The sequence below is a fragment of the Flammeovirgaceae bacterium SG7u.111 genome (assembly GCA_034044135.1).
In the GTDB taxonomy this organism is placed as follows: domain Bacteria; phylum Bacteroidota; class Bacteroidia; order Cytophagales; family Flammeovirgaceae.
Map to the genome: position 1 here is coordinate 1,348,515 of CP139021.1, position 22,607 is coordinate 1,371,121.

Sequence of the window (22,607 nt, forward strand, 5' to 3'; positions counted from 1 at the left end):
ATCATTGCTAAAAGGCGTCTATCGACAAAGGGTATTTGTCTGATTAGATAGGACTAACGGTATAGTTTTACACCAACCCAATAAGGCATGCGATTATTCACGATCAAAAAAAGTCTTCTCTTATATATATTATTTTCATTTTCCTTTGTCTACGGACAGATTGATTATAACAACTTAGAAAACTGGACTTCCCACCCCGAAAAAGAAGACCTTGCCGATCTTGTTCCGCAAGCTGAAGGGTTAAAAAATAACCAGGAAAATGCAGGTGTAGATGTCTTTTATATTCATCCTACTACCTTCATTTTTAGCATGAAGGCAAAAAATGCAAAGATTGACAAGAAAAAGGTAAACAAGCGCACCGATTATGTGACGATGAACCAAGCGAGTGTGTTCAATGGATCTTGCAAAGTGTTTGCCCCTCGGTATCGCCAAGCGTCCATCATTACTTTCTTAAAGAAGCCTAAACAGAAAAGAACAGATATTTTTGATTTGGCTTATGCCGATGTGAAAAAAGCGTTTGAAAACTATTTGACCAACCATAATTATGGGCGACCTATCATAATTGCAGGGCATAGTCAAGGGAGTTATTTGGGCTTGAGACTTTTGAAAGAGTTCTTTGATGGGAAAGAACTTCAAGATCAGTTGATAGCTGCTTATTTGATTGGGAATGCTGCGGCTACTCCAGTTGAGGTGTATGAGGATTATTTCAAAGAATTGAAACCTGCACAAGGACGAGATGATACCGGAGTGGTGGTGACATGGAATACTTACAGTAAAACAGGTGATAAATTGTATTATTTCAACAATGATCTTCTATACTATAACGATGGGTTTCAGTCAAACAAAGGTAAAAAAATGGTATCGATCAATCCACTGAATTGGAAAACAGACACCACATTTGCTGAAAATAATTTGAGCTTGGGTGGGGTGAAGCTTGAAAAGAATGCAAAGAAATATGGCCTGGTCGATCCACAGTTGACAAGTGCGCAACTAGATAATGGTATTTTGAGAATAGAACGTCCTAATGCGAAAGGGTACAAAGTTCCTTTTGATAAGGATTATCACATTTTTGATTACAGTATTTTTTATCTCAATATCCGAAAGAACGTAGCAGATAGGATTGCCGCCTTTTGGGAAACTGAAAGGGGACAAGATGAGCTTCCTACAGGCAAATAAGTTAATCAGGCTTGGAATATATAAAAGTGGAGCTACGGTAAAGTAACTCCACTTTTTTTTGAAAAAAACATTCTTTACTTATCATCCCCACCGCCCAAAATAATAGGCAAACCGTCTTTTCCACCACCAATAATAACTACTTTTGAGTTTTGGGATTTGGCAAGTTCGAGTGTTGATTCGATGCCTTTCCACTTCAAAAGTTTGTCGGAAATCCCTTCCGAAACAATGTCTTGGAAATCTTTAATACCTTGTGCTTCAATTTTCTTCCTTTCTGCTTCTTTTAGCTCTTTTTCCAACCGAAACTCGTATTCTTTAGACTCTTGCTCTTGCTTCAGCTTATTTTCAATAGCCGTTTTGATAGTAGCAGGAAGCACTACGCTTCTGATGAGGATAGCATCTAATAAGATATACTTTTCTTCTACATTTGCTTTGGTCTCATCATAAATTTCTTTTTGGATGATGTCCCTTTTGGTCGAATAAAGTTCTTCAGGGTCGTATTCGCCAATTACCTTCCTTACAGAAGACCTAACCTCTGGGGTGATGATGACATTTTGATAATCCTGCCCAATTTCCTTTTGCATCCTCCCTAAGTCTGCAAGGGTAGGGCGGTAGCGAATTGATACATCTACTATGATGGAAAGACCATTTTTGGAGAGTACCTCCATTTCCATACGCTCTTCTTGTACACGTACGTTGTAGATATACATGGTATTCCATGGAGCTTTGATATGAAAGCCTTCAGAGTAGTACCTATCGGTTACTGTTCCAGAGCCAAATTTCTCGTAGAGCACACCAGCCTGGCCCGATTGGATAGTTACGAATATATTACTTGACAAGAAGAGCAAGAAGATAATAACGATAACACTCGTGGTAATGAGCGGTAAAAAATTTTTATTTTTCATGAGTGATTTTATTTGTTGAATTTCGATAGCATAGCATGATGCTTTATTAGTATAAGAATAAAAAGAAGGATTTTGTTGGGTGAAATTCCCTTTTGATCAAAGCTAGTTAATTATTGACTAAGATGCTTGTTGGTTATTTAAGTGTAGGTGGTTATTATTGGGAAAGAAGAATGATTATTCCCTTAAGATTAAAATAAAAAATAAAAAAAATGAGCAAAGAGGAAAAAGACCAAAATTCAAACCAGATCAATATTGAGCTTTCAGAAGAAGTAGCAGAAGGAGTTTATGCTAATTTAGCGATGATAGCACATTCCAACAGCGAGTTTGTGATCGACTTTATTCGGTTGATGCCAGGAGTGCCTAAGGCAAAGGTGAAGTCAAGAATTATCATCACCCCAGAGCATGCGAAAAGATTGCTCATGGCCCTGAATGATAATGTGCAAAAATACGAGGCTACGTTTGGCTCCATTAAGCGTACAGAAGAAGCTCCTAAGTTTCCCATGAATTTTGGAGGGACAATGGGAGAAGCTTAAGTGGTTTTTGTAAGATCAAAGCATAAAAAAATCCCTCATACCTTGCGGTGTGGGGGATTTTCTTTTTGTGATAAATCCGAGCTTCTTATAAAGCACCTGGCAAACTTGAATAGTTTACTTTGAGGGCATTTGCCTCTCTAAGTTGCTGTCTCACGTCTGTTACAATGCCCATTTTAGCTTCTTTATCTACTTTCAAAGACATTGTGATTTTGTCCTTTTCTGCTTCGTCAAGCTTATCTTTTTCAGATAGCACAAACATTGGAATTTCGTCTGGAGTAAAAAGCGCATCGTTTAGTTGGATACGTGGTTCTTTACCAAACTTATCAACCTCTTTTGGTTTTCCAATATAAATGTAGCTTACTAGCGACTTTTGCTCAAGCTTGGTAAGCTGGGTAGCTGCAGGGAGTTTATTTTCTACCATTAAGGTATTTTCCCTCATTACCGTGGTTACCATGAAGAAGAACAAAAGCATGAAAATGATATCAGGCAAAGCTGAAGTAGGGATTTCTTCACTGGTATTAGTTTTCTTTTTGAATTTAGCCATAGCTTTCAAAAGTTTAAGTTTGTGAAAATATCCGTTACTGAGCGATTTTACTCACATCAGTAGGTTCAGCATCCGATACTTGATAAGGAAAAGCTTTTCTTGCGTCATCGTACATCGCTTCGTCCTCTTCCGAGTTTTTCCTATCGAGTTTCAAATATTCTTCGAGTGTTATGCCTAAGTGCTCTGCTCTCAGTTCGTTATATGCTCTTTTGAGCGCATCAAGAACTGAAATATACATCTCGTAGCTAGTACCACGGTCAGCTTTTAGAGATACTACGGCATCCTTGGGGCTTTCTGACAAGTCAGGATCCTCCCCATTGTTGGTTACAAATCTTTTAACGGCTTCTTTCAACTCTGGTATTTCCATCACTTCCTCTTCCACAAGCATCAAATCGTTTGAATTCAACTGGATGTTGAAAATGTTTCGTTGCTTGAGCTTGATTTCTACACGATCTTCAACTTTTGGTGGCAACTGTACATACAGACCTTTGTCTGATGCGATGGTTGTAGTAACCAAGAAGAAGATGAGCAATAGAAACGCGATGTCTGCCATGGAACCTGAGTTGACCTCTGCACCAGGTCTATTTTTTCCTTTAGGCATAAGTTACTATTTAAAAATTCGTGAAACCTCTGATACAACTATTGCAAGAGCTGCTACTACTAATAGTATATAGAACATAATGAGTACTCCACCAATGGTTTGTGAAATTCCTGCATCTACTCCGAAAGTGGCATATTTTTCTGTTACCTCGTTACCTGCAACAGCATAACCAATAAAGAAGATGACGGCAAGAACGCCTAAACCGATGAATGTTCCAATAATACTACGTGGGTTGTCGAAGGCTTTTATCAACGGCATAACGATTGCAAGTGCCGCAGCTAAAGCGCCTAGGATATAAGCAGCTGGTAATATATAATCTGAAAATATAGCTTCTGCTCCCATTTTTTCTCAATTAAAATGTAATAAAAATTATTTATTTAATCAACTAATTCATTCCCTAAAATAAGGAGTTGACTAGTTTTGGCCTACTTTGTGTTTTACCAACACGTCAACCAATGAGATAGAAGCATCTTCCATGTCGTTTACAATTGAATCTACTTTAGATACACAGTAGTTGTAGAACAACTGAAGAATAATCGCAACGATAAGACCCGCTACAGTAGTCAAAAGTGCTACTTTGATACCACCTGCTACAAGTGAAGGAGAGATATCACCAGCTGCCTCAATTGAATCAAATGCACCGATCATACCAATTACAGTACCCATGAAACCAAGCATTGGGGCAAGTGAGATGAAAAGTGAAATCCATACAAGACCTTTTTCCAAACGACCCATTTCTACAGAACCGTAAGAGATAATTGATTTTTCAACCATTTCGATACCTTCTGAGATACGCATCAAACCTTGTGTGAAGATTGAAGCAACTGGACCTTTTGTAGCTTTAGTTACGTTCAATGCAGCATCAACACCACCTTCAGAGATAGCTTGCTCAACTCTATCAACCAATTTTTTGGTGTTTGTAGTAGCAAGGTTCAAAGAGATGATTCTTTCCAAAGCAATTGCAAGACCAAGGATCAAACAAAGCAATACAGGAGACATAAACCTCCAGTCACCTTCGATGAACTTTTCTTTTACAATCTGGTGGAAAGTAGCTTCTGCTTCTTCTTCAACAACCTCAGCAGAGGCATCTTCTTCAATAGGAGCAGGAGTTTCTGCAACTGCAGTTGAGTCGTCAGCTACAGCAGATGAGTCGACAACTTCTGTTTCAGCAGCTGCATCTTCTTGAGCTAAAGCAGTTGTCGATACACCAAATGCAACTGCGCAGTAAAAAAACAATAATGTGAATAATTTTTTCATAACCAAATTTTTAATTGTTCAATTTTTAATAGACTAACTATAAATACTCACTTACTTACGTGTTAAAAAATAATTCAAATTCAATGGCGGAGAGAAAGGGATTCGAACCCTTGGTACCCTTGATAGAGTACACCCGCTTTCCAGGCGAGCACCTTCAACCACTCGGTCACCTCTCCTATTATTTACGCTTAGATGCCTCGTTCCAAAAATAGCAATTATTCAATTGAAAAAGAAACCCATATTTCTTCAAAAAAACTTCTTAACAATTCTACTTTTGAAATAGTAGTCGCAAATAAATTAATTATCACTCCTTTTTGCAAGTTTTGTAAATGTTAATTTTCTTAATTACAATTGTACTTTATAAGGATGGCTCAAACTTACGAGTATACTGTATTTATAGGGTTATTTCTCCACATAAGGATTTGGCTAACAGTTTTTTAACCTTGCCTAAATCTGAGTAATTCCCAAGTAATACCATTAATTTGGTGACAGCAGCTTCGCTTGTGATGTCGCTTCCGCCTATCACACCCGTATCGCCAAGGTATTTGCTGGTAATATACTTGCCCTGGGTCACGCTACCTCCATCACACTGTGATACATTATAAATGATAATATCACGTGAAATGGCGTCTGACACCAAATCTAAAAACCATTTGTCAGTAGGCGCATTGCCTGAACCGTATGTCTCAAGTACGATTCCCCTCAAGTCGGGTGTTTGCAAAACATGCTTAACATAGCTCTGCGATATACCTGGGAATATTTTGAGGATAAGTACATTAGGGTCTAGTTTGGTAAGGGTGCTAAAGGGTTTGTCGTTGGTCTTTCGTACTGCGGATAAGTTGTAATCTATATGGATGCCGGCTACTGCCAATGGTTGGTAATTAGCCGATTCGAATGCTGTAAAGTTAAAGTTTTGTGCCTTTTTAGATCTATTTCCTCTCAATAATAAATTATCAAAATAAATACAGACTTCGGGGATCAATGCTTTTCCATCTCTCTGTGTAGAAGCAATTTCTAAAGCAGCTATGAGATTGTCCCGAGCATCGGTTCTTGAAGCCCCAATAGGCAGTTGAGCTCCGGTAAAGATGATGGGCTTGCTAAGGTTTTTGGTCATGAAACTGATAGCAGAAGCCGTATAGGCCATGGTATCGGTGCCATGAAGCACTACAAATCCATCATATTCATCGTAGAAATCGTCAATTATTCGTGAAAGTTCTAGCCAATGGTCCAGATTTACATCAGAAGAATCGATGAGTTCTTGAAAGGATAATACCGTGAGTTCGAATTGGAACCTTTTAAGCTCTGGGACTTGCTCTATTATGCGTTCAAAATCAAAAGGGATAAGGCTGCCGCTAGAAGGGTCATGATCCATGCCTATGGTGCCCCCAGTGTAGATCACCAATACTGAGCCGAGCGATTTCCTCCCTAGTGCTGTGTTTATATTTACAGTTTTATAATACCTGTTCATGGTTGCTTTTTGGTTGGGAGAGCAGCTCCCATCGGTTCTTAAATATCTTTGATGTTAAAAAGCTTGACAGTGTTTTCTCTCGTTTTTTGGGCTACTTCCTCCAAAGATACTTTTTTTATCTCAGCTATTCTTTTGGCTATATGTTGAATGTAAGAAGGCTCATTTCTTTTGCCCCTATGTGGAATAGGTGCAAGGTACGGGCTGTCTGTTTCAAGTAGCAGATGGTTGAGGGAAATGGCGGGTAGTACTTTATCAAGTCCTCCATTTTTGAAGGTAGAAACTCCGCCTATGCCTAGGTAAAACCCTGTTTTTATAATCCTTTCGGCATCTTCGACACTGCCTGTAAAGCAATGGACGACTCCTGTGAGGTTTTCATCAGCCAGTTCTTCTAGCAACTCAATGCTTTCTTCCATAGAGTCGCGGGTGTGGATGACAAGTGGTAGTTTATGTTTTTTGGCGAGGCCGGCTTGGACTCGGAAAGCTTCTTTTTGCTGTTCAAAAAAAGTTTTATCCCAATAAAGGTCTAGCCCCATTTCCCCAACTGCCAAAAAATCTTTTTTCCCCAGCCAGTCTTCTACCAAATAAAGCTCTTTCTCAAAGTCTTTCCCTACCGAGCAAGGGTGGAGACCCATCATAGAATAGCACTGGTGAGGGTACTTTTCTTCCAGTTCAAGCATCCTGTCTATAGATGCATGATCTATATTCGGCATTAGTATTTTGTCTATACCAGCATCAAAACTTCTGGCTATCATTTCGTCTACATCATTCTTGAATTTGTCTGAATAGATATGGGCGTGACTATCAATCATGTTCATTTATTTTACTTCTAATTAAAACTCTCTTCTTTTTAAGCTTACAAATTTGTGATGAATTAAGCCCATAAGGAAATCTGCTACAGATTATTTGAAGAAAGGGTAAGTTTGAGAAGGTTTTCTGCAAGGAGTTTGGGAAGGGATGATTGGATAGGCGAAAAGAATTAATCATTTGTTCAAACCTTCAACCATCACCTTATTTGCATATGTATAAGCTGTATTTGTATTTTTGAAATGTCTTTTGCTATGAAATTCTGAACGAAAAAAGTAGAGTTCTGAAACAGAAATACTACTTATTGGTGTTTTAGGTATAGAAATTGGAATAGACTCTATTAGAATCGTTTCTTTAAGAAGTTGTTTAAAGTAAGAGGTTTTGTGGCGAGAATGAGAGGATTTTGTTCTAGGCGATCCGATTTTGACGAGAATAATGGTGATTATTTAAGGAAAAATTGGGGAAGCATAGAGCAAAATCAGCCATTCGTAGCCGAAAGATTTTACTTTAGACAACATCTAAGTATAAAATGTAATTTAAAACATATTTTAAGTAGAATGAAAAGGTGGTTTATATATTTATTGGCAATTGTGGGAATAGCCCTTGTGGCTTCCAAAACTGCTGATAGGTTCAAGTTTAGAAATTTGAAAAATAGCAATTTCGCTACGGGCGAACGCTATAAGTACTTGGCTCATTATAGTTTTTTGAACGCTGGGGAAGCAGTCATTACTATGGACAATGATATCCATACGGTGAATAATCGCCCTTGCTACAAAGTAGACGTAGAAGGCAAGTCAATTGGTACTTTTGGCTTGTTCATGACCATCAACGACTTGTGGAGGTCTTATGTAGATACCGCAGCTGTGACTACCCATGAGTTTTACCGTAACATAGAGGAGGGTAAATATAAACTAGAGGAAACCACCAAATTTGATCACCATGCTGGGAAAGGAAAACTAAAGCAGGTGAAGGGTGATCACAAGGAGGATGAAGAATTTGAATTCCCAGAGTATCCCCAAGATATCATTAGCGGATATTACTATCTCCGTACCATTGAGTATGACAATATGGAAGCGGGTGAAATAGTAAAAATGAATGCGGTGTATGAAGATACTGTGTACAATTTTCAAATAAAGTATTTAGGAAAGGAAGTGGTAAAGACAAAATTCGGGAAAATAAATGCCTTTGCTATGTCTCCTATCATGCCTGACAACGACTTGTTCGACGGAGGTGATTCCATTACTTTTTGGGTTTCAGATGATGAGAATAGAGTTCCTTTAAAAATTAGGGCCAAGATGTTTGTCGGGGCTGTTGAAGTGGAGTTGATCGAATATTCTGGAACGAAAGGAGAGTTCAACTTTGCAGATAGTGATTGACAAAAGAAAGATCAAACTATATAAAAGTAAAAACCTTATCACTAGCGGATAAGGTTTTTTTGTTGATGTAACTCTAAATGTAATTTGCCTCTGCTAGATGTAATATGTGTTTGGTAATATTTGGATAAGGTAAAAGGTGTAATCTGTTTCAATGGTTACCTAGCAGTGCCTAATTGAATAGTCGCGATTGTTTGTATAAGTAACGAGTGCAAATAACTATTGTTTGTTTGAATATTGCAATTTATTTGTAATGTATTTTGTAAATGGTAACATTTTACTTTTTGTATTTATTATTGTTTTATAAGCGTTTGTGTTTTGTTTATAGTAGTAGTTTTGTTGTAAAAGTGAATAAAAATGTATAAATAATACAAAAATCACTTCGTTTGCTTGCTGTTTCCACAAGCCAAAGGTTGGTATGTTGATAATTTTGAATTTCACTTCTGTTGCTTATTCTGCCCAACAACAGTTTTCCCTTTAGGTTTTGGTGTAAGGTTTTTAAGTAAAAAAAGTATAGTTTTTCCCAATTCGTTTTTCTCAGGCTACCTTTGCCTAAGCAGTCCGCTAAGGCAAGGTGCTTTGTAGGGCTTAATTTAAATAGATGTAAATCAAATTATTCATAACGCTATATGTTAAAGTTTTTAAGTAAAATTGGTTTTTGGATTTTTGGGTGGAAACTAGGCAAGTATGATTTTGAGTCGGTCAATAGGTGTGTGATGATTGCTGCTCCTCATACAAGTAACTGGGACCTTTATTTTGCAAGGTGTGCCTTTTTCTTAATGGGCATTCCACTTCGTTTCACTATCAAAAAAGAGTGGTTCAAGTTTCCTGCTAACTTGCTCATTGGGCCATTGGGAGGGATAGCAATTGACCGAAGCCCTAAGCCAGGTCTCACACGTAAGCGTAGCATGGTAGATGCTATGGCTGATCTTTTTGAGGAAAATGAAGAGCTTTCAGTGATGGTTACTCCAGAGGGGACAAGGTCTAAGGTGACAAGGTGGAGGTCAGGGTTTTATAATGTAGCTGTAAAGGCAGGCGTCCCCATCGGCTTAGGGTATTTGGATTATAAAAACAAGGTGGCTGGCGTAGGGAAAATGGTCTACCCCACAGGAGATTTTAAGGCTGATATGAAAATCATCAACGATTTTTATAAAGACATAGAAGGAAAGCACCCGGAGAAGTTTAGTTTACACCAAATCAAAGAATAGTAAACTGTTAGTTCATTTTTTCTTAACTTCAATACAGTTTTTTTGAGAGCATAATTATTTGCAATGGCATTTATAAAACATAAAAAAGTAGCGCTTCCCGTAAGTGAGAACTTGAAATATTACTTGGCGAAGCATAACCGCTATTTGGCAGTCCCCATTCACTATTCGGATTTACTGCGCTATTCAAATGCCATTCCACTATACGATGCAGAGGGGGAAGATACTTTGTGGAAGACCGTGTATTATGGTCAAAGTGATATGACCGGGATTTATGATAGCCTACGGGAGATTTATGCGCTGCTCAATGCTGCTGGAGACTTATCAGTAATGAAGCATCTTTATATCGATAGGGTGGACTTGTGTTCGTACGGGAATTCCAAACCTTTCCGAGTCCGCGTGGTCAATGAGATCAATGATAATTTCGATTATTTTTATGTTAAAAGTGCCGATGCCTCCAGGGTTTATGGATTGGAGTTTGAAGATTTGCTTTCCCCCAATCGGGTGAGCTATTTGGTGCATGAGCAGACTTTGGTAGAAGAGCATATCGCAGGTGTGCCAGCCGATATTTTCATCCAGCATTACCTCAACGATGAGAAAATTAGCAAAATCAGGGTAGGGAAGGAGTTTGTGAAGTTTAACGAGCGTTGCTTCATCCGGCTTTTGGGCGATATGCATTCCAGCAACTTTGTGGTAAATATCATGCCTGACTTTGAGGAAACAAGTTACCGATTGCGAGCTATCGATTTTGATCAGCAGTCGTATGAAGGTCATCGGTCGGTGTACATGCCCCAGTATTTTAAGCAGAACAACGCCATTATTCAGATGGGGATAGAAGCGATGACACCAGAGACGGTAAAGCAGTACCAGAAGGAGGAACGGTCACTTATAGCCAATAGGATTAAGGCTTCTTATAGTAAAATAAAATCGTTGGTAGGTTCAATGAAGCAAGACCACCTTGCCCCTCCAGAAAATGTAGTCACCCTTAAAACGGAGCTAGCAGAGTATTATCACGACAAACGTTTCATCCAGTGCAAATCTATGGGTGATATTATGGAAAGAAGCCTGAGTTTATTGTTGGAATAAAAGTAAAGCCCTGCCTTTATAGATTGGCAGGGCTGAAAAATGTTCCTCTGTTGTTTTTAATAACCGCTATCTTGAGTGGCAGAAGCTTTGGGCTTTTCGCCTAAAAGCTCGCCTATAATAGCTGCTGTTGCCGTAGCTCCTATTCGGGTTGCTCCTAGCTCAATTGCTTTTCTGGTGGCTTCTAATGTGCGTAGGCCGCCCGAAGCCTTTACACCTACTTCTGGAGCAGCATGCTTACGCATCAATCTCAAGTCATCTTCGGTAGCTCCTACATAAGAATATTTCCCATCTTTTCCTTTGGCAAAACCAAAGCCAGTTGATGTCTTTACATACTCTACCTTGTTTTTGCTGCAAAGCTCACAAAGCTTTATTTTGTCCTCGTTCTTGGTGACATAATCAGTCTCAAAAATCACTTTAAGGATAGCATTGTGCTTTTTGGTTATGGCAGAAATGGCGGCAATTTCGGAATCTATGTAGTTCCAGTCTCCTTGCAAGGCTTTTCCAATGTTGATTACCATATCGATTTCGGTTGCCCCTTCTTCAATTGCTTTCTTTGTTTCAAAAACCTTTACTTCTATAGTGTTACTTCCATGCGGAAACCCAATTACTGTACAAACGGGAATGTTAGTTCCTTCCAATATTTCTGCAGCAAGTTTTACCGCATAAGGCTTGATGCATACAGAGGCAACATCGTATTGTTTAGCAACTTTCAACCCTTCTCTCAGGTCTTCGTCCGTCATGGTGGGGTGTAGGAGCGAGTGATCTATCATTTTTGCAATTTTTTTGGCTTCGTCCATTGGTGTTTTGGTTTTTGTGTAAAAAACAGATTCGATATGTTTTCAGTGCCCTTGCAAACATATCGAATCTGTTTTGGGCTTACAAATATGAATTTGGGTAGTATGGAAATACAAAAAGACTCGGAGTAAAACCCCGAGCCTTTCTACCTCTCTAACTTAAAACACTCATTGTATTCTGCTATAAAACTTTACTTTTTCTCTCTTGCTTGTTACAAATATGTGCGCAATGCAGGTTTAGGCATATTCTAAACTGGTGAGCAGGAATTTTTTCTGATGAATAGGGATGAAAGGGGGATGAAACAAAATAAGAGTGGGCACTCATTTATAAATAAAACAGCATCGAGAGGGGAGTCACGATGCCGTTTTGAGTAAATTTGAATTTCGGTTTTTTAATAAAGAGTATCCATCATGTATACATATTGATTTTGGTTAATAGCCCATTGCGGTAGCATCACCTGTTCTCTTGTTGTCTGCCGCTCCTTCTAGGCTACCATCTGGTCGTACAAGAATAGCCTCTGTTCTGCCAAGTTGGGAGGTGAACCTTAGGGCATGTCCTTTCTCCCTCAGCTCATTGGCTACAAGGCTGTCAATCGCACCTTCTTCCACTACAATCCTGTCGGGAAGCCATTGAGAGTGCACTTTTTTTGCATCAACGGCTTCTTGCATAGTCATTTCAAAATCAATTACATTCACTATATTTTCATAAATGACATTGATAATAGTGGATCCGCCCGGTGTGCCTAATACCAAGTATAATTCTCCATTTTTTTCGACAATCGTAGGGCTCATGCTGCTGAGCATTCTTTTTCCAGGAGCTATCGCATTTGCCTCTCCTCCGACCAACCCAAAGATATTAGGGAAACCAGGCTTCAGGCTGAAGTTATTCATCTCGTTGTTGAGGAAAAAACCTGCTCCATCCACCATCACTTTATTTCCAAAATATGCAACCAAGGTGGTAGTGATAGAAACAGCATTGCCTTCTTTATCTACAATAGAGAAATGAGTCGTTTCAAGGCTTTCTATCTTATCGACCTTTCCTGCTTTAATTTCCTCTGAAGGAGTAGCTTTGTTCAGGTCGATGTTTTCATTTCTTGAGGCGATATATTTATCATCTAAGAGCATGTCGATTGGTACATCATAATATGCTAGGTCGCCCATGTATTCAGCCCTATCTGCATAAGACCTTCTTTGTAGCTCGGTCATAATGTGGATAGTCTGAGCAGAGTTGTGCCCTAAGCCCTTGAAGTCGTAAGCATTGGACCCTTTTAAAAGTTGGGCAATGATGATCCCGCCACTAGAGGAAGGCGGCATGGAGATTATATTAAAACTATCACGGTAGTTGGCTTCAATAGCCTCCCGCCAGACAGATGTATACTCCTCAAGGTCTTTATGAGTGATGATGCCCCCTCCTTCTTGCATCTCTTCTACCAGTAAATCTGCTGTTTTTCCTTTATAAAAACCGTCCTTTCCCTCATCCCGTATTCTTTTTAAGGTCTCAGCTAGGTCTTGTTGGACTAATTTCTCTCCTGCTGTCCAAGTAGAATCTTTAATGAACACCATATCAGGATCATTCCATTCTTTGAACTTTTCCATGGCATTGTTAAAAGTAGAGACATCATATTCGGATGTTACAAACCCTTTTTCTGCCAAATTTATCGCCGGTTGTATCAAGTCCTTAAAAGGCAAATTGCCAAACTTTTTGTAGATCTGATCCATGCCATCGACCGTTCCAGGGGTGCATGCTGCCAAATGTCCGTAGAGTGCCTTGCTGTTTAAAACGGAGTCGTTTTCATCTAGAAACATGTCCCTGAATGCTGCCGATGGAGCCGATTCTCTAAAGTCTAATGCGCCTTTTTCCCCATTAGCAGTTCTGTAAACCATATAGCCACCCCCACCAAGGTTTCCAGCTTTAGGCAATACAACGGCAAGTGCATATTTGACTGCAATGGCGGCATCAAAAGCAGAGCCGCCGTTTTTGAGTACCTCCAGACCTACTTTGGTTGCCAGCGGGTGGGCAGTGACAACCATTCCATTTGCGGCAACCTCGCCTTCATTAGGCTTTTTGGCAATTTTGAGTTCTTTTAGGTCAATTTGGTCTTCTCGTTTAGTTTTTTCTTGGCAAGAGATAAGAAAAACCATGCATAACCCAATAACCAATACATTTGAAAATTTAGACATAAGTTTATGTTGACTGATGAAAAGAATGAGAAATACGTTCATAGTCCTTACCTGTTTGGTAAAGGTCTCAGCGTTGTTTTCTATTGGTAATGGAAGGGTTTGAAAGCTTATATGTCCTATTTGTAAGGATGCTTCCAGGTTGTTTAATTAAGATGTAATGGGGAAGGATGAGGTTTTTACGTGGGTAAATCTATCATTAATTCTATTGAATAGAAGAAATTATTGTAGAATTATAAGGGAGTCTATCTTCTTTGTTTTTTTACGTTCTTACTATCAAGCGGCGTAATCCAAAAGAACAGGTTAGAGCGATTTTGGGAAAATAGTGAAACCGAAAGGATATAAAAAAAGCCCAACATTTCTGTTGGGCTTGTGATCCCGCTGGGGCTCGAACCCAGGACCCTCTCCTTAAAAGGGAGATGCTCTACCAGCTGAGCTACGGAATCTAATTTCTTTGTTCTGGTCGACTTACTATTTAGTGCTCACGAGAAGAGTCGAACTTCCACGGGATTGCTCCCACCACCCCCTCAAGATGGCGTGTCTACCAATTCCACCACGTGAGCAAAATCTGTGATCCCGCTGGGGCTCGAACCCAGGACCCTCTCCTTAAAAGGGAGATGCTCTACCAGCTGAGCTACGGAATCATTATATTTGCAAATGACTGGCTGTTTCCCCTTATTTGCGGATGCAAAGGTAGTATAATAAAAAAACAATGCAAATGGATGGCTGTAAAAAACTGTATTTTTTAATAACACTCTTGATGACATGTCTGAGCATGAGCGTTTTAGCAAGCTCAACTTCTAAAGAATTAATTGATGAAGGAGACTCGCTTTTTCAGAAAGGCAATTACACAGAAGCATTTTCAGTGTACGATCAATTGCTCAAGGCGAACTATTATTCCCCACAGATGCTTTTGAAAATGGCATATGTGAAAGAGGCTTTAGGTGATTATACTAACACGCTGTATTATCTTAATCTTTATTACATGTACAGTGCAGACAATAGGGCTCTCACAAAAATGGAAGAGTTGGCTTCGGCTTATGACCTCAAAGGTTACAAACTCAACGACGGAGAGCGTTTTTTGTCGTTTTACTACAAAAGTTTTAAGGAAATAAATATTGGGGCTATCATTGTGTTTTTGGTAATACTCGGCTTTCTCATCAAAAACAAAATCCGTAAGCACAACTATCTCTTGCCCGCATTCTCGTTGTTGATCTTGATGGGCTTTTTCTTTTTCCTCAACAATTTTGCAGTCAACGGCAATAAGGGTATCGTGAGCAATGACGAAACCTTCCTCATGGATGCCCCATCGGCAGGTGCTCGTGTAGTGGAAAAGATCAAAAAAGGGCATCGCCTAAAAGTGATTGATGAGAAGGATATTTGGTACAAAGTAGCTTGGGACGAAGAAGAAGCTTTTGTACGTAAGCACAATATGAAGATTGTCCATTAGAACAACTTTTACAAAAGAGAAAGGGTGGAATAATTTCCACCCTTTCTCTTGATTTAAACAGCGATTTTTCTTTGGTCAATTACGTATTGTGCTAACACTCAATCACGTTTACAGGCAACTGCAAAGCCAATCCTCCTTCTGAAGTTTCCTTGTATTTGCTATTCATATCCTGTGCAGTTTGCCACATGGTACTAATCACCGCATCTAAGGTGACTTTTGCCTTGCCAGGGTCGCTTTCCAAAGCAATTTGGCTTGCAGTAATGGCTTTTATTGCACCCATGGTGTTGCGCTCTATGCAGGGGATCTGCACCAAGCCGCCTATTGGGTCGCAAGTAAGCCCTAAATGATGTTCCATGGCAATTTCAGCAGCCATCAGTACTTGGGCAGGAGAGCCGCCTAGGGCTTCGGTAAGTCCGCCTGCTGCCATAGCCGAAGAAACACCTATTTCCGCTTGGCAACCACCCATAGCAGCCGAAATAGTTGATCCTTTTTTGAAAATACTTCCTAGTTCCCCAGCGGTGAGAATGAATTTATGTAAAGACTCCTCCTTGTCCCCTTCTTCGCAAAAGCACATGAGGTAATGCAGTACGGCAGGGATTACGCCCGCAGCCCCGTTGGTAGGAGCTGTTACCACTCTTCCAAAAGCAGCGTTTTCCTCGTTTACCGCAAGGGCAAAACAACTTACCCATTTGAGGATGGTTTTAAAGTCTTGGCTACATGTTTTTATGCTAGAAAGCCATTCTTCTTCATTGTTGTAGTCTTTTCCTGCCAAAAGTTTTTTGCTCATTTGGGCAGCTCTTCTGGAGACGCTTAGCCCACCAGGCAACTCGCCTTCTGCATGGCAGCCTCTGAACACACAGGCTTTCATTACTTCCCAAATCTGATCTATTGCATGTTTTACTTCCTCCTCGCTTCGCCAATTGAGTTCATTTTCCAGCACTACTTCCCAAATGTCTTTGCCACCCTCTTTGCACCACTGCAAAAGCTCGGAAGCCTTGGTGACAGGGAACTTGATTTTTCGCTGGAGAATTTCAGGGGGCTCGCCTTCTTTTACCACAAAGCCACCGCCTACCGAGTAGTAAATTTCTTCAAAGGTATTTCCATCAGAAAGCTTGAAACAGAATTTCAGTGCATTGGAGTGGTAGGGTAGGACGGTCTCTCCTGCAAATATGATTTGGCTTGCTGGATCGAAATCTATTTTCCTCTCCCCATTCAGAAGTAAAATTTTGTTTTTCCGAATAGCTCCTACGGTGGAGACTATTTTTTCCACATCTATGGTTACAGGGTCTTCGCCGCTCAAACCTAGCATAATGGACATGCCCGTGCCGTGCCCCTTGCCAGTCTTTGCCAAAGAACCATATAGCTCAATTTCTATCTCTTGTACTTCATCTAGCTGGTGAGCTTTCAGAAATCCGTCCAGAAATCGTTGGGCGGCACGCCAAGGACCCATAGTATGGGAGCTGGATGGACCAACCCCAATTTTAAAAATATCAAATACGCTGATTTGCTCCATTTTTTTGTGGCTGTGTGTCAGTTTATTAAATGTATTTATTGGTTTTTTTATCGGAGGTTGTTGCAAATATAAAATTAACTTATCTATATTTGCACTCCAATTAAACAGAACGGCACATTAGTGCTGCCAAATGTTTAAGGAAAGCATCTAACAGGAGCAGTAGTTCAGCTGGTTAGAATACCTGCCTGTCACGCAGGGGGTCGCGGGTTCGAGTCCCGTCTGTTCCGCAAGATGAGTCTAAAATAGAAATATTTTAGAATATATATTTATACTGTTTTTGTGATAGATTTTATTTAGATCAAAAGTAGTATTTCCGGTTAGGAGCAGTAGTTCAGCTGGTTAGAATACCTGCCTGTCACGCAGGGGGTCGCGGGTTCGAGTCCCGTCTGTTCCGCATAAAACCAGAAGCCTTCATGTATTTCATGAGGGCTTTTTTTGTGTACCAACTCAAAAGAATAAACCATTCATTTTTCAAGACTGTACGGATGCCTACCTGCCTGTCACGCAGGGGGTCGCGGGCTTGGGCAGCCCCGATCGAGTCCCGTCTGTTCCGCATAAAACTAGAAGCCTTCATGTATTTCATGAGGGCTTCTAGTTTTATGCGGAACAGACGGTAAGAAAAAGTAGAATCAAGGATAATGCGAATATTTTCTTTTCTGAGGCAGCCAATTATCCCAACAATTTTCCCCAAACCAATAGCCATACAAAGCTGCCCCAGTTTTTTTCTATGTGGACTTGGAGCTTGTCGAGGGCTATTTTCATTTGGGCGGCAACGGTTTTTTTGGAGATGCCGAGTTCCTTGCCTATTTGCTCGTAGTTCATTTCTGTATTTTGGCGCAGTTGGAAAATGATTCGGCACTTTTCGGGAAGTTTGTCTACACCAGCGGCTATTATTTTTTCAAGCTCTTTGTGGGTAAGCTCATCGGCGGTAGCCTCGGCTGAGGGATGGACGGTCAGGTCAAAATCGGTGCTGCTGGTCTGCTTGGCATATCGGCTTTTGAGGTAATTGAGCGAACGGTTTTTTACTGCTACAAAAAGGTAGTTTTGAAACGAACCTTTAACGTTCAACTTTTTTCTGCTTTGCCAAATGCTCATAAAAGTGTCGTGCACCAGCTCTTCAGCAATAGGCTCGGACTGCACATAGCGGAGGGAATGGCGACACAGTTCGGTGTAATGTGATTTGAACAGGAACTCAAAGGCCGCTTCATCGCCTTTGGCAATCAATTTTTTTAAAACTTCTTCGGAATAATGCGGTTTGTTTTTAGACATTTGCCCTTTGAAATATAATAGCCTTAAAAATATGCAAACTTTCAATAGTCGCCTATTCTTTTTTTACCTCTGGTTGGGAAAGATTATCAATGGAAGAAAACAACAACCTATAGCGGAAAGAAGAAAAAGTGTGGACTCCGTGAAGCCAGACACAGCTCTGGAAGGGGCTTACAAGTTGGAAAAAGTGTCTGCCAAAGGGCTATTGTGCTACTGGATTAAGCCCGAGGAAGTTGAGGGAAACCGTGTGGTATTTTACTTACACGGGGGAGGCTATAATTCCGGTTCGTTTTATTCCCACCAAAACCTTGTGGGCTGGTTAGGGAAATTCAGCAAAGCACAGGTGCTTTTTCCCGAGTATCGTTTAGCACCAGAGTATCCTTTTCCTACTGCTATAGAAGATGCGCTCAGTGCGTACGAGTGGCTACTGAAACAGCATCCCGATAAGGAAATAGTGCTGGCTGGCGATTCGGCCGGTGGTGGCTTGGCTATGGCGATGTTGCTTGCCGCAAGGGAAGAAAACCTGCCTATGCCCAAGGCAATGTACCTAATGGCACCTTGGGCGGACCTTACCATGTCGGAGCCAGATATTGCTGCTTACAGGTGGAAAGATCCTATACTGACCGTAAAAGGGCTTGCCCAAAGCGCAAAGCAATATGCTGCTGGAAATAACTTGAAACTCCCCTTTATTTCCCCCTACTTTGGCGAATACGATGGCTTTCCACCTACGCTCATTCAAGTAGGGACACACGACTTATTCTTGCCCGAGTGCCGAACCATCAAAGCCAAGCTTGATAAAAAAGGAATCCCTTGTGAAATGAACGTATGGCCGGGCATGGTACACGGATGGCAAGTACACACAAGTAAATTTCCTGAAGCAAAAGCTGCCCTTCAAAAAGGTGCTGATTTCCTATTGAAGTATTTTAGTTAGTCCTTTTTACCAATCCATTTTTCCTTCAGGTCTTCGGGAATCTGAAAATTAGCTCCTTTGTAATTGTTGAAGTAATTGACCATCCCAATGGTCAGTTGGAAAGAGAAATTATTTAGCACAACTTCCAAGCTGTTGTTGCGGTCTTCTAGGCGCTCGCTAAGCTTGAAAATTACTTTGAGGAAATGGGGCATGAGCCTGCTAAGGCAACCCGCATTGGTTTGTACCCCTAGCATATTTGCAGTTTCGTCCCCTACCAAAAAGCGGATGAGCATTTCTGGAGTATCGTCGAGCCGTTCCCTAGGGATGGTAGCTTCCGCAAATTCTATGAGGGCTTTGGTGAGCATCTTCCCTCCGTCCGATGCTCCCGATTGTCTTTCTAATATCTGATCGAGCAGAAAGCGGGCTTCATCTACCGTATTTGGAAATAGCGATTTGCTCACGCCCAAGAGGTAGCCGATCACGTTCCATGTATGCACATAAGCCTGTTCTTCCTCGGGTTTCAATTGGATACCAAACTGCCGCAGCCCATCCAAAATAGCTATGCCGAAGGTCATCAGGGTCACGCCCAAATCTTCTTGGTTGATAGGCTTGCCAAATTTTTGCTCATCCCATCCTTTTATACTTACAAAATGTCTGACCGAAGCATGGATAAGCCGTACTTTTTGAATGCTTTTTATCCCTTTTCCGCCAGGTTCTAAGTTTCCTTGGCAAAGTACGTCTAGTAAAAACTGTCCTGTTTCGGCAACCCTTCGGGCAAATACATTTAAGTTGATCTCCGAATGGGCAAGCCTTCCTGTGCTGATGAGTACCTCAGCACCATTTTTACAAGAATAAAGAAGGGGCAGAGATTTGTAATAAAGCAACAGGAGCATAGCAGGTCCATAGTCCACAAACATTTCTTGTGCTCTGGCTATTTGTTTGGTATTCGCCCATGGGGGAAGTTCGGCACTGGCTTCAAAGTAGCTCGTAAGCACTGGGGGAAGGTCTTCAATAGGGGTTTCTATTTGCCTGATTAGCTTGTTGAAAAGGTCTTTTGTGGCTTGTTTCCCGTTTTCGGCCACCAAAGCAGCTATGGCATTGTCGGCAAGCGGGTCGGTTTGAAGCCGTTTAGCATCAAAAAAGGAAGAATCTGTCCAATAGGTAGATTTACTCATAGTTGTTTGTAGGATTCAATGGTTTGTGTGTCGGTAATTTCTAAGCACTAGCGCTATTTTAATAAAAAAACTTGGCTTTGATAAGCAATTCTTTATTCAACCATAAGCATGCTTATTTTTTGTCAAACACTTATTTATAGACAAAATACCAAATCATTGGCGCATTTTCAATAAAGAGTACAATTTGGGTATAAATATTAAAAGTGCTTTCTTGTAGCTAAGTGCAAAAAGGGAAGGTGTTGGTCAAGTTGCGCTTTGGAGCAGGTTTTTTTTTGTAAGAAAATTCAACTCATATGCTCAAAAAGCTCAACTGGAAATATGCCGTGGGCGAAGTCCTAATTGTAATTATTGGCCTGACAATCGCCTTTAGCCTCAACAGGTGGAACGAAAACAGGAAAGATGCAACGCTGGAAAGGGAATACCTACAAAATATGCTGATTGACCTTGAAAACGAAGCCACTGAGCTGGGGGAAAACAGATCGCAGTACGAAAGGTACACGGCACTAGCCCAACAAATAATCCAACATACCTCGGCACAACTTCCCCGCAGAGATACGGTGGTTTTTAAGGTATTTGAAATTGCCAAAGCCATAGATTTCCTCCACCAAAATACTACCTACCAGACCTTGGTAAATTCTGGCGACTTCAAGCTGATAAAGGATTTTACCTTACGAAGAAAAGTTGAAGAACATTATGCGCTCTATGCTTTTGTAGATCAGGAGTATTCGAGGCAGCATAAAATTCACGAAAAGTATTTGGCTGATTTTTTTATCTACAAAATGGATTATGCGGAAATGGGGAAGGGGGATTTTAACTTTTTTGACGACAAGGTTTTTTCCAACATCATCCGAAGCCTTCACGGTACGTATGGAATAGCCATAAAAGCCACTGACCAGCTAATGGAGAGCAATAATGAGTTAGCAAAGAATTGGAAGGGCATTTGTGAATGGGGGAGAGCTATGCATTGTGTGGAGTTTTGAGAAAGCTGTCTTTCCGAACCAGCACATAGCCAAATTTACATTTTGAAATTTTTCCTAAAACTTAATGATTTTTCGGGGTGGAAGTTTGATCCCCCTGACAACTTACAAACTTTTAAAATATAGCTGACTCCGTATTACGTTTAGAACTTGTTCGCTGCTGCCATTTCTATGTTTTTTCTATTTCTAATACGAACTTTGTTCTTGGTAAATAACTAATTCTTATTGAATCATCTTTTTTAATTCCAGGATAAATTTTATCCCTATGTACAAAAATCGATTTTGGTTTAAAGTTTGGGTTAGTTAACTGTAGCCTTAAGTCAGATTTGTATTTTTTGATATTTTTAATTTTTGTCTCTATGACAATCTTTTTCCTGTTTTTATAATCAGCATTCTTCCTTGTCATAAAAATAAGCACTGGAAGCCCTATTAACCCGAAGGAAATCGACGCACCCCAAATAATCGAATTCAAATATGTCATTGAGTCAATTAAATATTCTCCATTTCTGTTTGGAGTAACGGAAATAATAAGAATCATTACAATAACTATCAATATTACCTTTCTATCTTTTCTTTTAATTTCGCTAATCAACTGTTCATCTTTATAACCGAAGGGCTTCTCATTAAAAGTTTCTTTAAAATTCATATTCTTTCAATTTATAAAACGTTCTTTTCTCGAGTCGTTCTTTATTGGCTGAAACACAACGGTCTGGCTAAAATGTAGTGTAGCGGTTAGATATGCATTTTAGCTCTTGTTGTAGCGTGTTTTTATATCTTAAATCTATATTTCATAACAAATTCTGTCCATTCCTTCCCCAAGTCTCCAATCATCTTATTTTCCTTTGTGCTTAGATGTCCATGTAATTCATTGAAGGGTAGTATTATACCTGCAATTTTACTATTGGATTTGTCAATTATTATAGAGCTGTATGGAATATCACTTTTAGCCCATGGAATCTCAAATATTATAAGTTCAAATCGTCCCTTTTCAATCTTCTTATGAATTACTAACTTATCAATCGAGTTTTCACTCTTTTCCAATTTCTGAATTAGTTTCGTTGTGATAGGAAAGTAATTGATTGTTTTATTCTTTGGCTGCCATAGTAGATTTTGCACGACACCCTTATCTCCTTTTTCCAATTCAGAAATCAAAATTGAATAATCAATATTATATTTCTTTTTAAATAGACCCATTGCTCTATAACATTTGTATGCCACCATAGTCCCTGATACCCGCCATATTTGGGTGGGCATCACCACTGTCATTTTTCTTATGGGCTGATTTTCTGTTTCATGTTCAAAAAGGAATTAAACACAGCATAAATCTACAAAAGAAACAGGGAGAATGGTTGTGTCAGGCACAAAAAAAAGTCCCAGCTTCCACTGGGACTTTCT

The 22,607-nt window shown here is 40.0% G+C and carries 22 protein-coding genes and 6 tRNA genes; 10 read left to right on the forward strand and 18 right to left on the reverse strand.

Going from position 1 to position 22,607, the window contains the following annotated elements:
* The first annotated feature begins 87 nt into the window (after positions 1 to 87).
* Positions 88 to 1,176 (forward strand): DUF3089 domain-containing protein, encoded by a 1,089-nt coding sequence (locus R9C00_05250; GenBank protein WPO36852.1) that lies wholly within the window; start codon positions 88 to 90, stop codon positions 1,174 to 1,176.
* A gap of 74 nt (positions 1,177 to 1,250) precedes the next feature.
* On the opposite strand, the gene R9C00_05255 is transcribed toward R9C00_05250, so the two are convergent.
* Entirely contained in the window at positions 1,251 to 2,078 is an 828-nt protein-coding gene (locus tag R9C00_05255; GenBank protein WPO36853.1) for a prohibitin family protein, read from the reverse strand.
* A 209-nt stretch (positions 2,079 to 2,287) separates the two neighbouring features.
* Between R9C00_05255 and R9C00_05260 the strand changes: the two genes are divergently transcribed.
* Positions 2,288 to 2,611, forward strand: a complete 324-nt coding sequence (locus R9C00_05260; protein ID WPO36854.1) for a DUF3467 domain-containing protein — start codon at positions 2,288 to 2,290, stop codon at positions 2,609 to 2,611.
* An 85-nt stretch (positions 2,612 to 2,696) separates the two neighbouring features.
* Here the strand turns inward: R9C00_05260 and R9C00_05265 are convergent, their stop codons facing one another.
* The 7 genes from R9C00_05265 to R9C00_05295 form a co-directional block, all read right to left on the reverse strand.
* Positions 2,697 to 3,155: a biopolymer transporter ExbD gene (locus R9C00_05265; GenBank protein WPO36855.1), complete on the reverse strand. Its 459-nt coding sequence runs from the start codon at positions 3,153 to 3,155 to the stop codon at positions 2,697 to 2,699.
* Between the two features lie 34 nt (positions 3,156 to 3,189).
* A complete protein-coding gene (locus tag R9C00_05270; protein ID WPO36856.1) occupies positions 3,190 to 3,756 on the reverse strand; it encodes a biopolymer transporter ExbD in 567 nt (188 codons plus the stop codon).
* Between the two features lie 6 nt (positions 3,757 to 3,762).
* The gene (locus R9C00_05275; GenBank protein ID WPO36857.1) at positions 3,763 to 4,098 is read right to left on the reverse strand and encodes a hypothetical protein; all 336 of its coding nucleotides are present in this window, start codon (positions 4,096 to 4,098) and stop codon (positions 3,763 to 3,765) included.
* A gap of 72 nt (positions 4,099 to 4,170) precedes the next feature.
* A complete protein-coding gene (locus R9C00_05280) occupies positions 4,171 to 5,013 on the reverse strand; it encodes a MotA/TolQ/ExbB proton channel family protein (protein WPO36858.1) in 843 nt (280 codons plus the stop codon).
* Between the two features lie 84 nt (positions 5,014 to 5,097).
* A tRNA-Ser gene (locus R9C00_05285) sits at positions 5,098 to 5,189 on the reverse strand.
* A gap of 218 nt (positions 5,190 to 5,407) precedes the next feature.
* Complete coding sequence (locus R9C00_05290; GenBank protein WPO36859.1) at positions 5,408 to 6,481, reverse strand: asparaginase; 1,074 nt, start codon at positions 6,479 to 6,481, stop codon at positions 5,408 to 5,410.
* A 38-nt stretch (positions 6,482 to 6,519) separates the two neighbouring features.
* Entirely contained in the window at positions 6,520 to 7,296 is a 777-nt protein-coding gene (locus tag R9C00_05295; protein ID WPO36860.1) for a TatD family hydrolase, read from the reverse strand.
* A gap of 546 nt (positions 7,297 to 7,842) precedes the next feature.
* On the opposite strand from R9C00_05295, the gene R9C00_05300 reads away from it, so the two are divergent.
* The 3 genes from R9C00_05300 to R9C00_05310 all read left to right on the forward strand — a co-directional run bounded on the left by R9C00_05300 (position 7,843) and on the right by R9C00_05310 (position 10,949).
* Complete coding sequence (locus R9C00_05300; GenBank protein WPO36861.1) at positions 7,843 to 8,661, forward strand: DUF3108 domain-containing protein; 819 nt, start codon at positions 7,843 to 7,845, stop codon at positions 8,659 to 8,661.
* 626 nt (positions 8,662 to 9,287) lie between these two features.
* Complete coding sequence (locus tag R9C00_05305) at positions 9,288 to 9,866, forward strand: 1-acyl-sn-glycerol-3-phosphate acyltransferase (GenBank protein ID WPO36862.1); 579 nt, start codon at positions 9,288 to 9,290, stop codon at positions 9,864 to 9,866.
* 63 nt (positions 9,867 to 9,929) lie between these two features.
* Entirely contained in the window at positions 9,930 to 10,949 is a 1,020-nt protein-coding gene (locus R9C00_05310) for a hypothetical protein (GenBank protein ID WPO36863.1), read from the forward strand.
* 56 nt (positions 10,950 to 11,005) lie between these two features.
* Here R9C00_05310 and deoC read toward each other — a convergent pair whose 3' ends face one another.
* From deoC to R9C00_05335, 5 genes are all read right to left on the reverse strand, one after another.
* Complete coding sequence (gene deoC, locus R9C00_05315) at positions 11,006 to 11,746, reverse strand: deoxyribose-phosphate aldolase (protein ID WPO36864.1); 741 nt, start codon at positions 11,744 to 11,746, stop codon at positions 11,006 to 11,008.
* A gap of 429 nt (positions 11,747 to 12,175) precedes the next feature.
* On the reverse strand, positions 12,176 to 13,924 hold the full coding sequence (gene ggt, locus R9C00_05320) for a gamma-glutamyltransferase (GenBank protein ID WPO36865.1): 1,749 nt from the start codon (positions 13,922 to 13,924) through the stop codon (positions 12,176 to 12,178).
* A gap of 370 nt (positions 13,925 to 14,294) precedes the next feature.
* A tRNA-Lys gene (locus R9C00_05325) sits at positions 14,295 to 14,367 on the reverse strand.
* 33 nt (positions 14,368 to 14,400) lie between these two features.
* Positions 14,401 to 14,484 (reverse strand) — tRNA-Leu (locus tag R9C00_05330).
* An 8-nt stretch (positions 14,485 to 14,492) separates the two neighbouring features.
* Positions 14,493 to 14,565: transfer RNA gene (locus tag R9C00_05335), tRNA-Lys, on the reverse strand.
* 131 nt (positions 14,566 to 14,696) lie between these two features.
* Here R9C00_05335 and R9C00_05340 point away from each other — a divergent pair.
* A complete protein-coding gene (locus R9C00_05340) occupies positions 14,697 to 15,371 on the forward strand; it encodes an SH3 domain-containing protein (protein WPO36866.1) in 675 nt (224 codons plus the stop codon).
* Between the two features lie 91 nt (positions 15,372 to 15,462).
* On the opposite strand, the gene R9C00_05345 is transcribed toward R9C00_05340, so the two are convergent.
* Positions 15,463 to 16,884 (reverse strand): L-serine ammonia-lyase, encoded by a 1,422-nt coding sequence (locus R9C00_05345; protein WPO36867.1) that lies wholly within the window; start codon positions 16,882 to 16,884, stop codon positions 15,463 to 15,465.
* A 153-nt stretch (positions 16,885 to 17,037) separates the two neighbouring features.
* On the opposite strand from R9C00_05345, the gene R9C00_05350 reads away from it, so the two are divergent.
* Both R9C00_05350 and R9C00_05355 read left to right on the forward strand, forming a co-directional pair.
* Positions 17,038 to 17,111: transfer RNA gene (locus R9C00_05350), tRNA-Asp, on the forward strand.
* Positions 17,112 to 17,204: 93 nt separating this feature from the next.
* Positions 17,205 to 17,278 (forward strand) — tRNA-Asp (locus tag R9C00_05355).
* A 275-nt stretch (positions 17,279 to 17,553) separates the two neighbouring features.
* On the opposite strand, the gene R9C00_05360 is transcribed toward R9C00_05355, so the two are convergent.
* The gene (locus R9C00_05360) at positions 17,554 to 18,153 is read right to left on the reverse strand and encodes an RNA polymerase sigma-70 factor (GenBank protein ID WPO36868.1); all 600 of its coding nucleotides are present in this window, start codon (positions 18,151 to 18,153) and stop codon (positions 17,554 to 17,556) included.
* Between the two features lie 31 nt (positions 18,154 to 18,184).
* Here R9C00_05360 and R9C00_05365 point away from each other — a divergent pair, with 31 nt between their 5' ends.
* A complete protein-coding gene (locus tag R9C00_05365; GenBank protein ID WPO36869.1) occupies positions 18,185 to 19,081 on the forward strand; it encodes an alpha/beta hydrolase in 897 nt (298 codons plus the stop codon).
* Here R9C00_05365 and R9C00_05370 read toward each other — a convergent pair.
* Positions 19,078 to 20,235, reverse strand: a complete 1,158-nt coding sequence (locus tag R9C00_05370; GenBank protein WPO36870.1) for an oxygenase MpaB family protein — start codon at positions 20,233 to 20,235, stop codon at positions 19,078 to 19,080. The two genes, R9C00_05365 and R9C00_05370, sit on opposite strands and share 4 nt — an antisense overlap.
* 293 nt (positions 20,236 to 20,528) lie before the next feature.
* Here R9C00_05370 and R9C00_05375 point away from each other — a divergent pair, with 293 nt between their 5' ends.
* Entirely contained in the window at positions 20,529 to 21,215 is a 687-nt protein-coding gene (locus R9C00_05375; protein WPO36871.1) for a DUF6090 family protein, read from the forward strand.
* A gap of 166 nt (positions 21,216 to 21,381) precedes the next feature.
* Here R9C00_05375 and R9C00_05380 read toward each other — a convergent pair whose 3' ends face one another.
* Positions 21,382 to 21,858, reverse strand: a complete 477-nt coding sequence (locus R9C00_05380; GenBank protein ID WPO36872.1) for a hypothetical protein — start codon at positions 21,856 to 21,858, stop codon at positions 21,382 to 21,384.
* Positions 21,859 to 21,980: 122 nt separating this feature from the next.
* Entirely contained in the window at positions 21,981 to 22,433 is a 453-nt protein-coding gene (locus R9C00_05385; GenBank protein WPO36873.1) for a hypothetical protein, read from the reverse strand.
* Between the last annotated feature and the right edge of the window lie 174 nt (positions 22,434 to 22,607).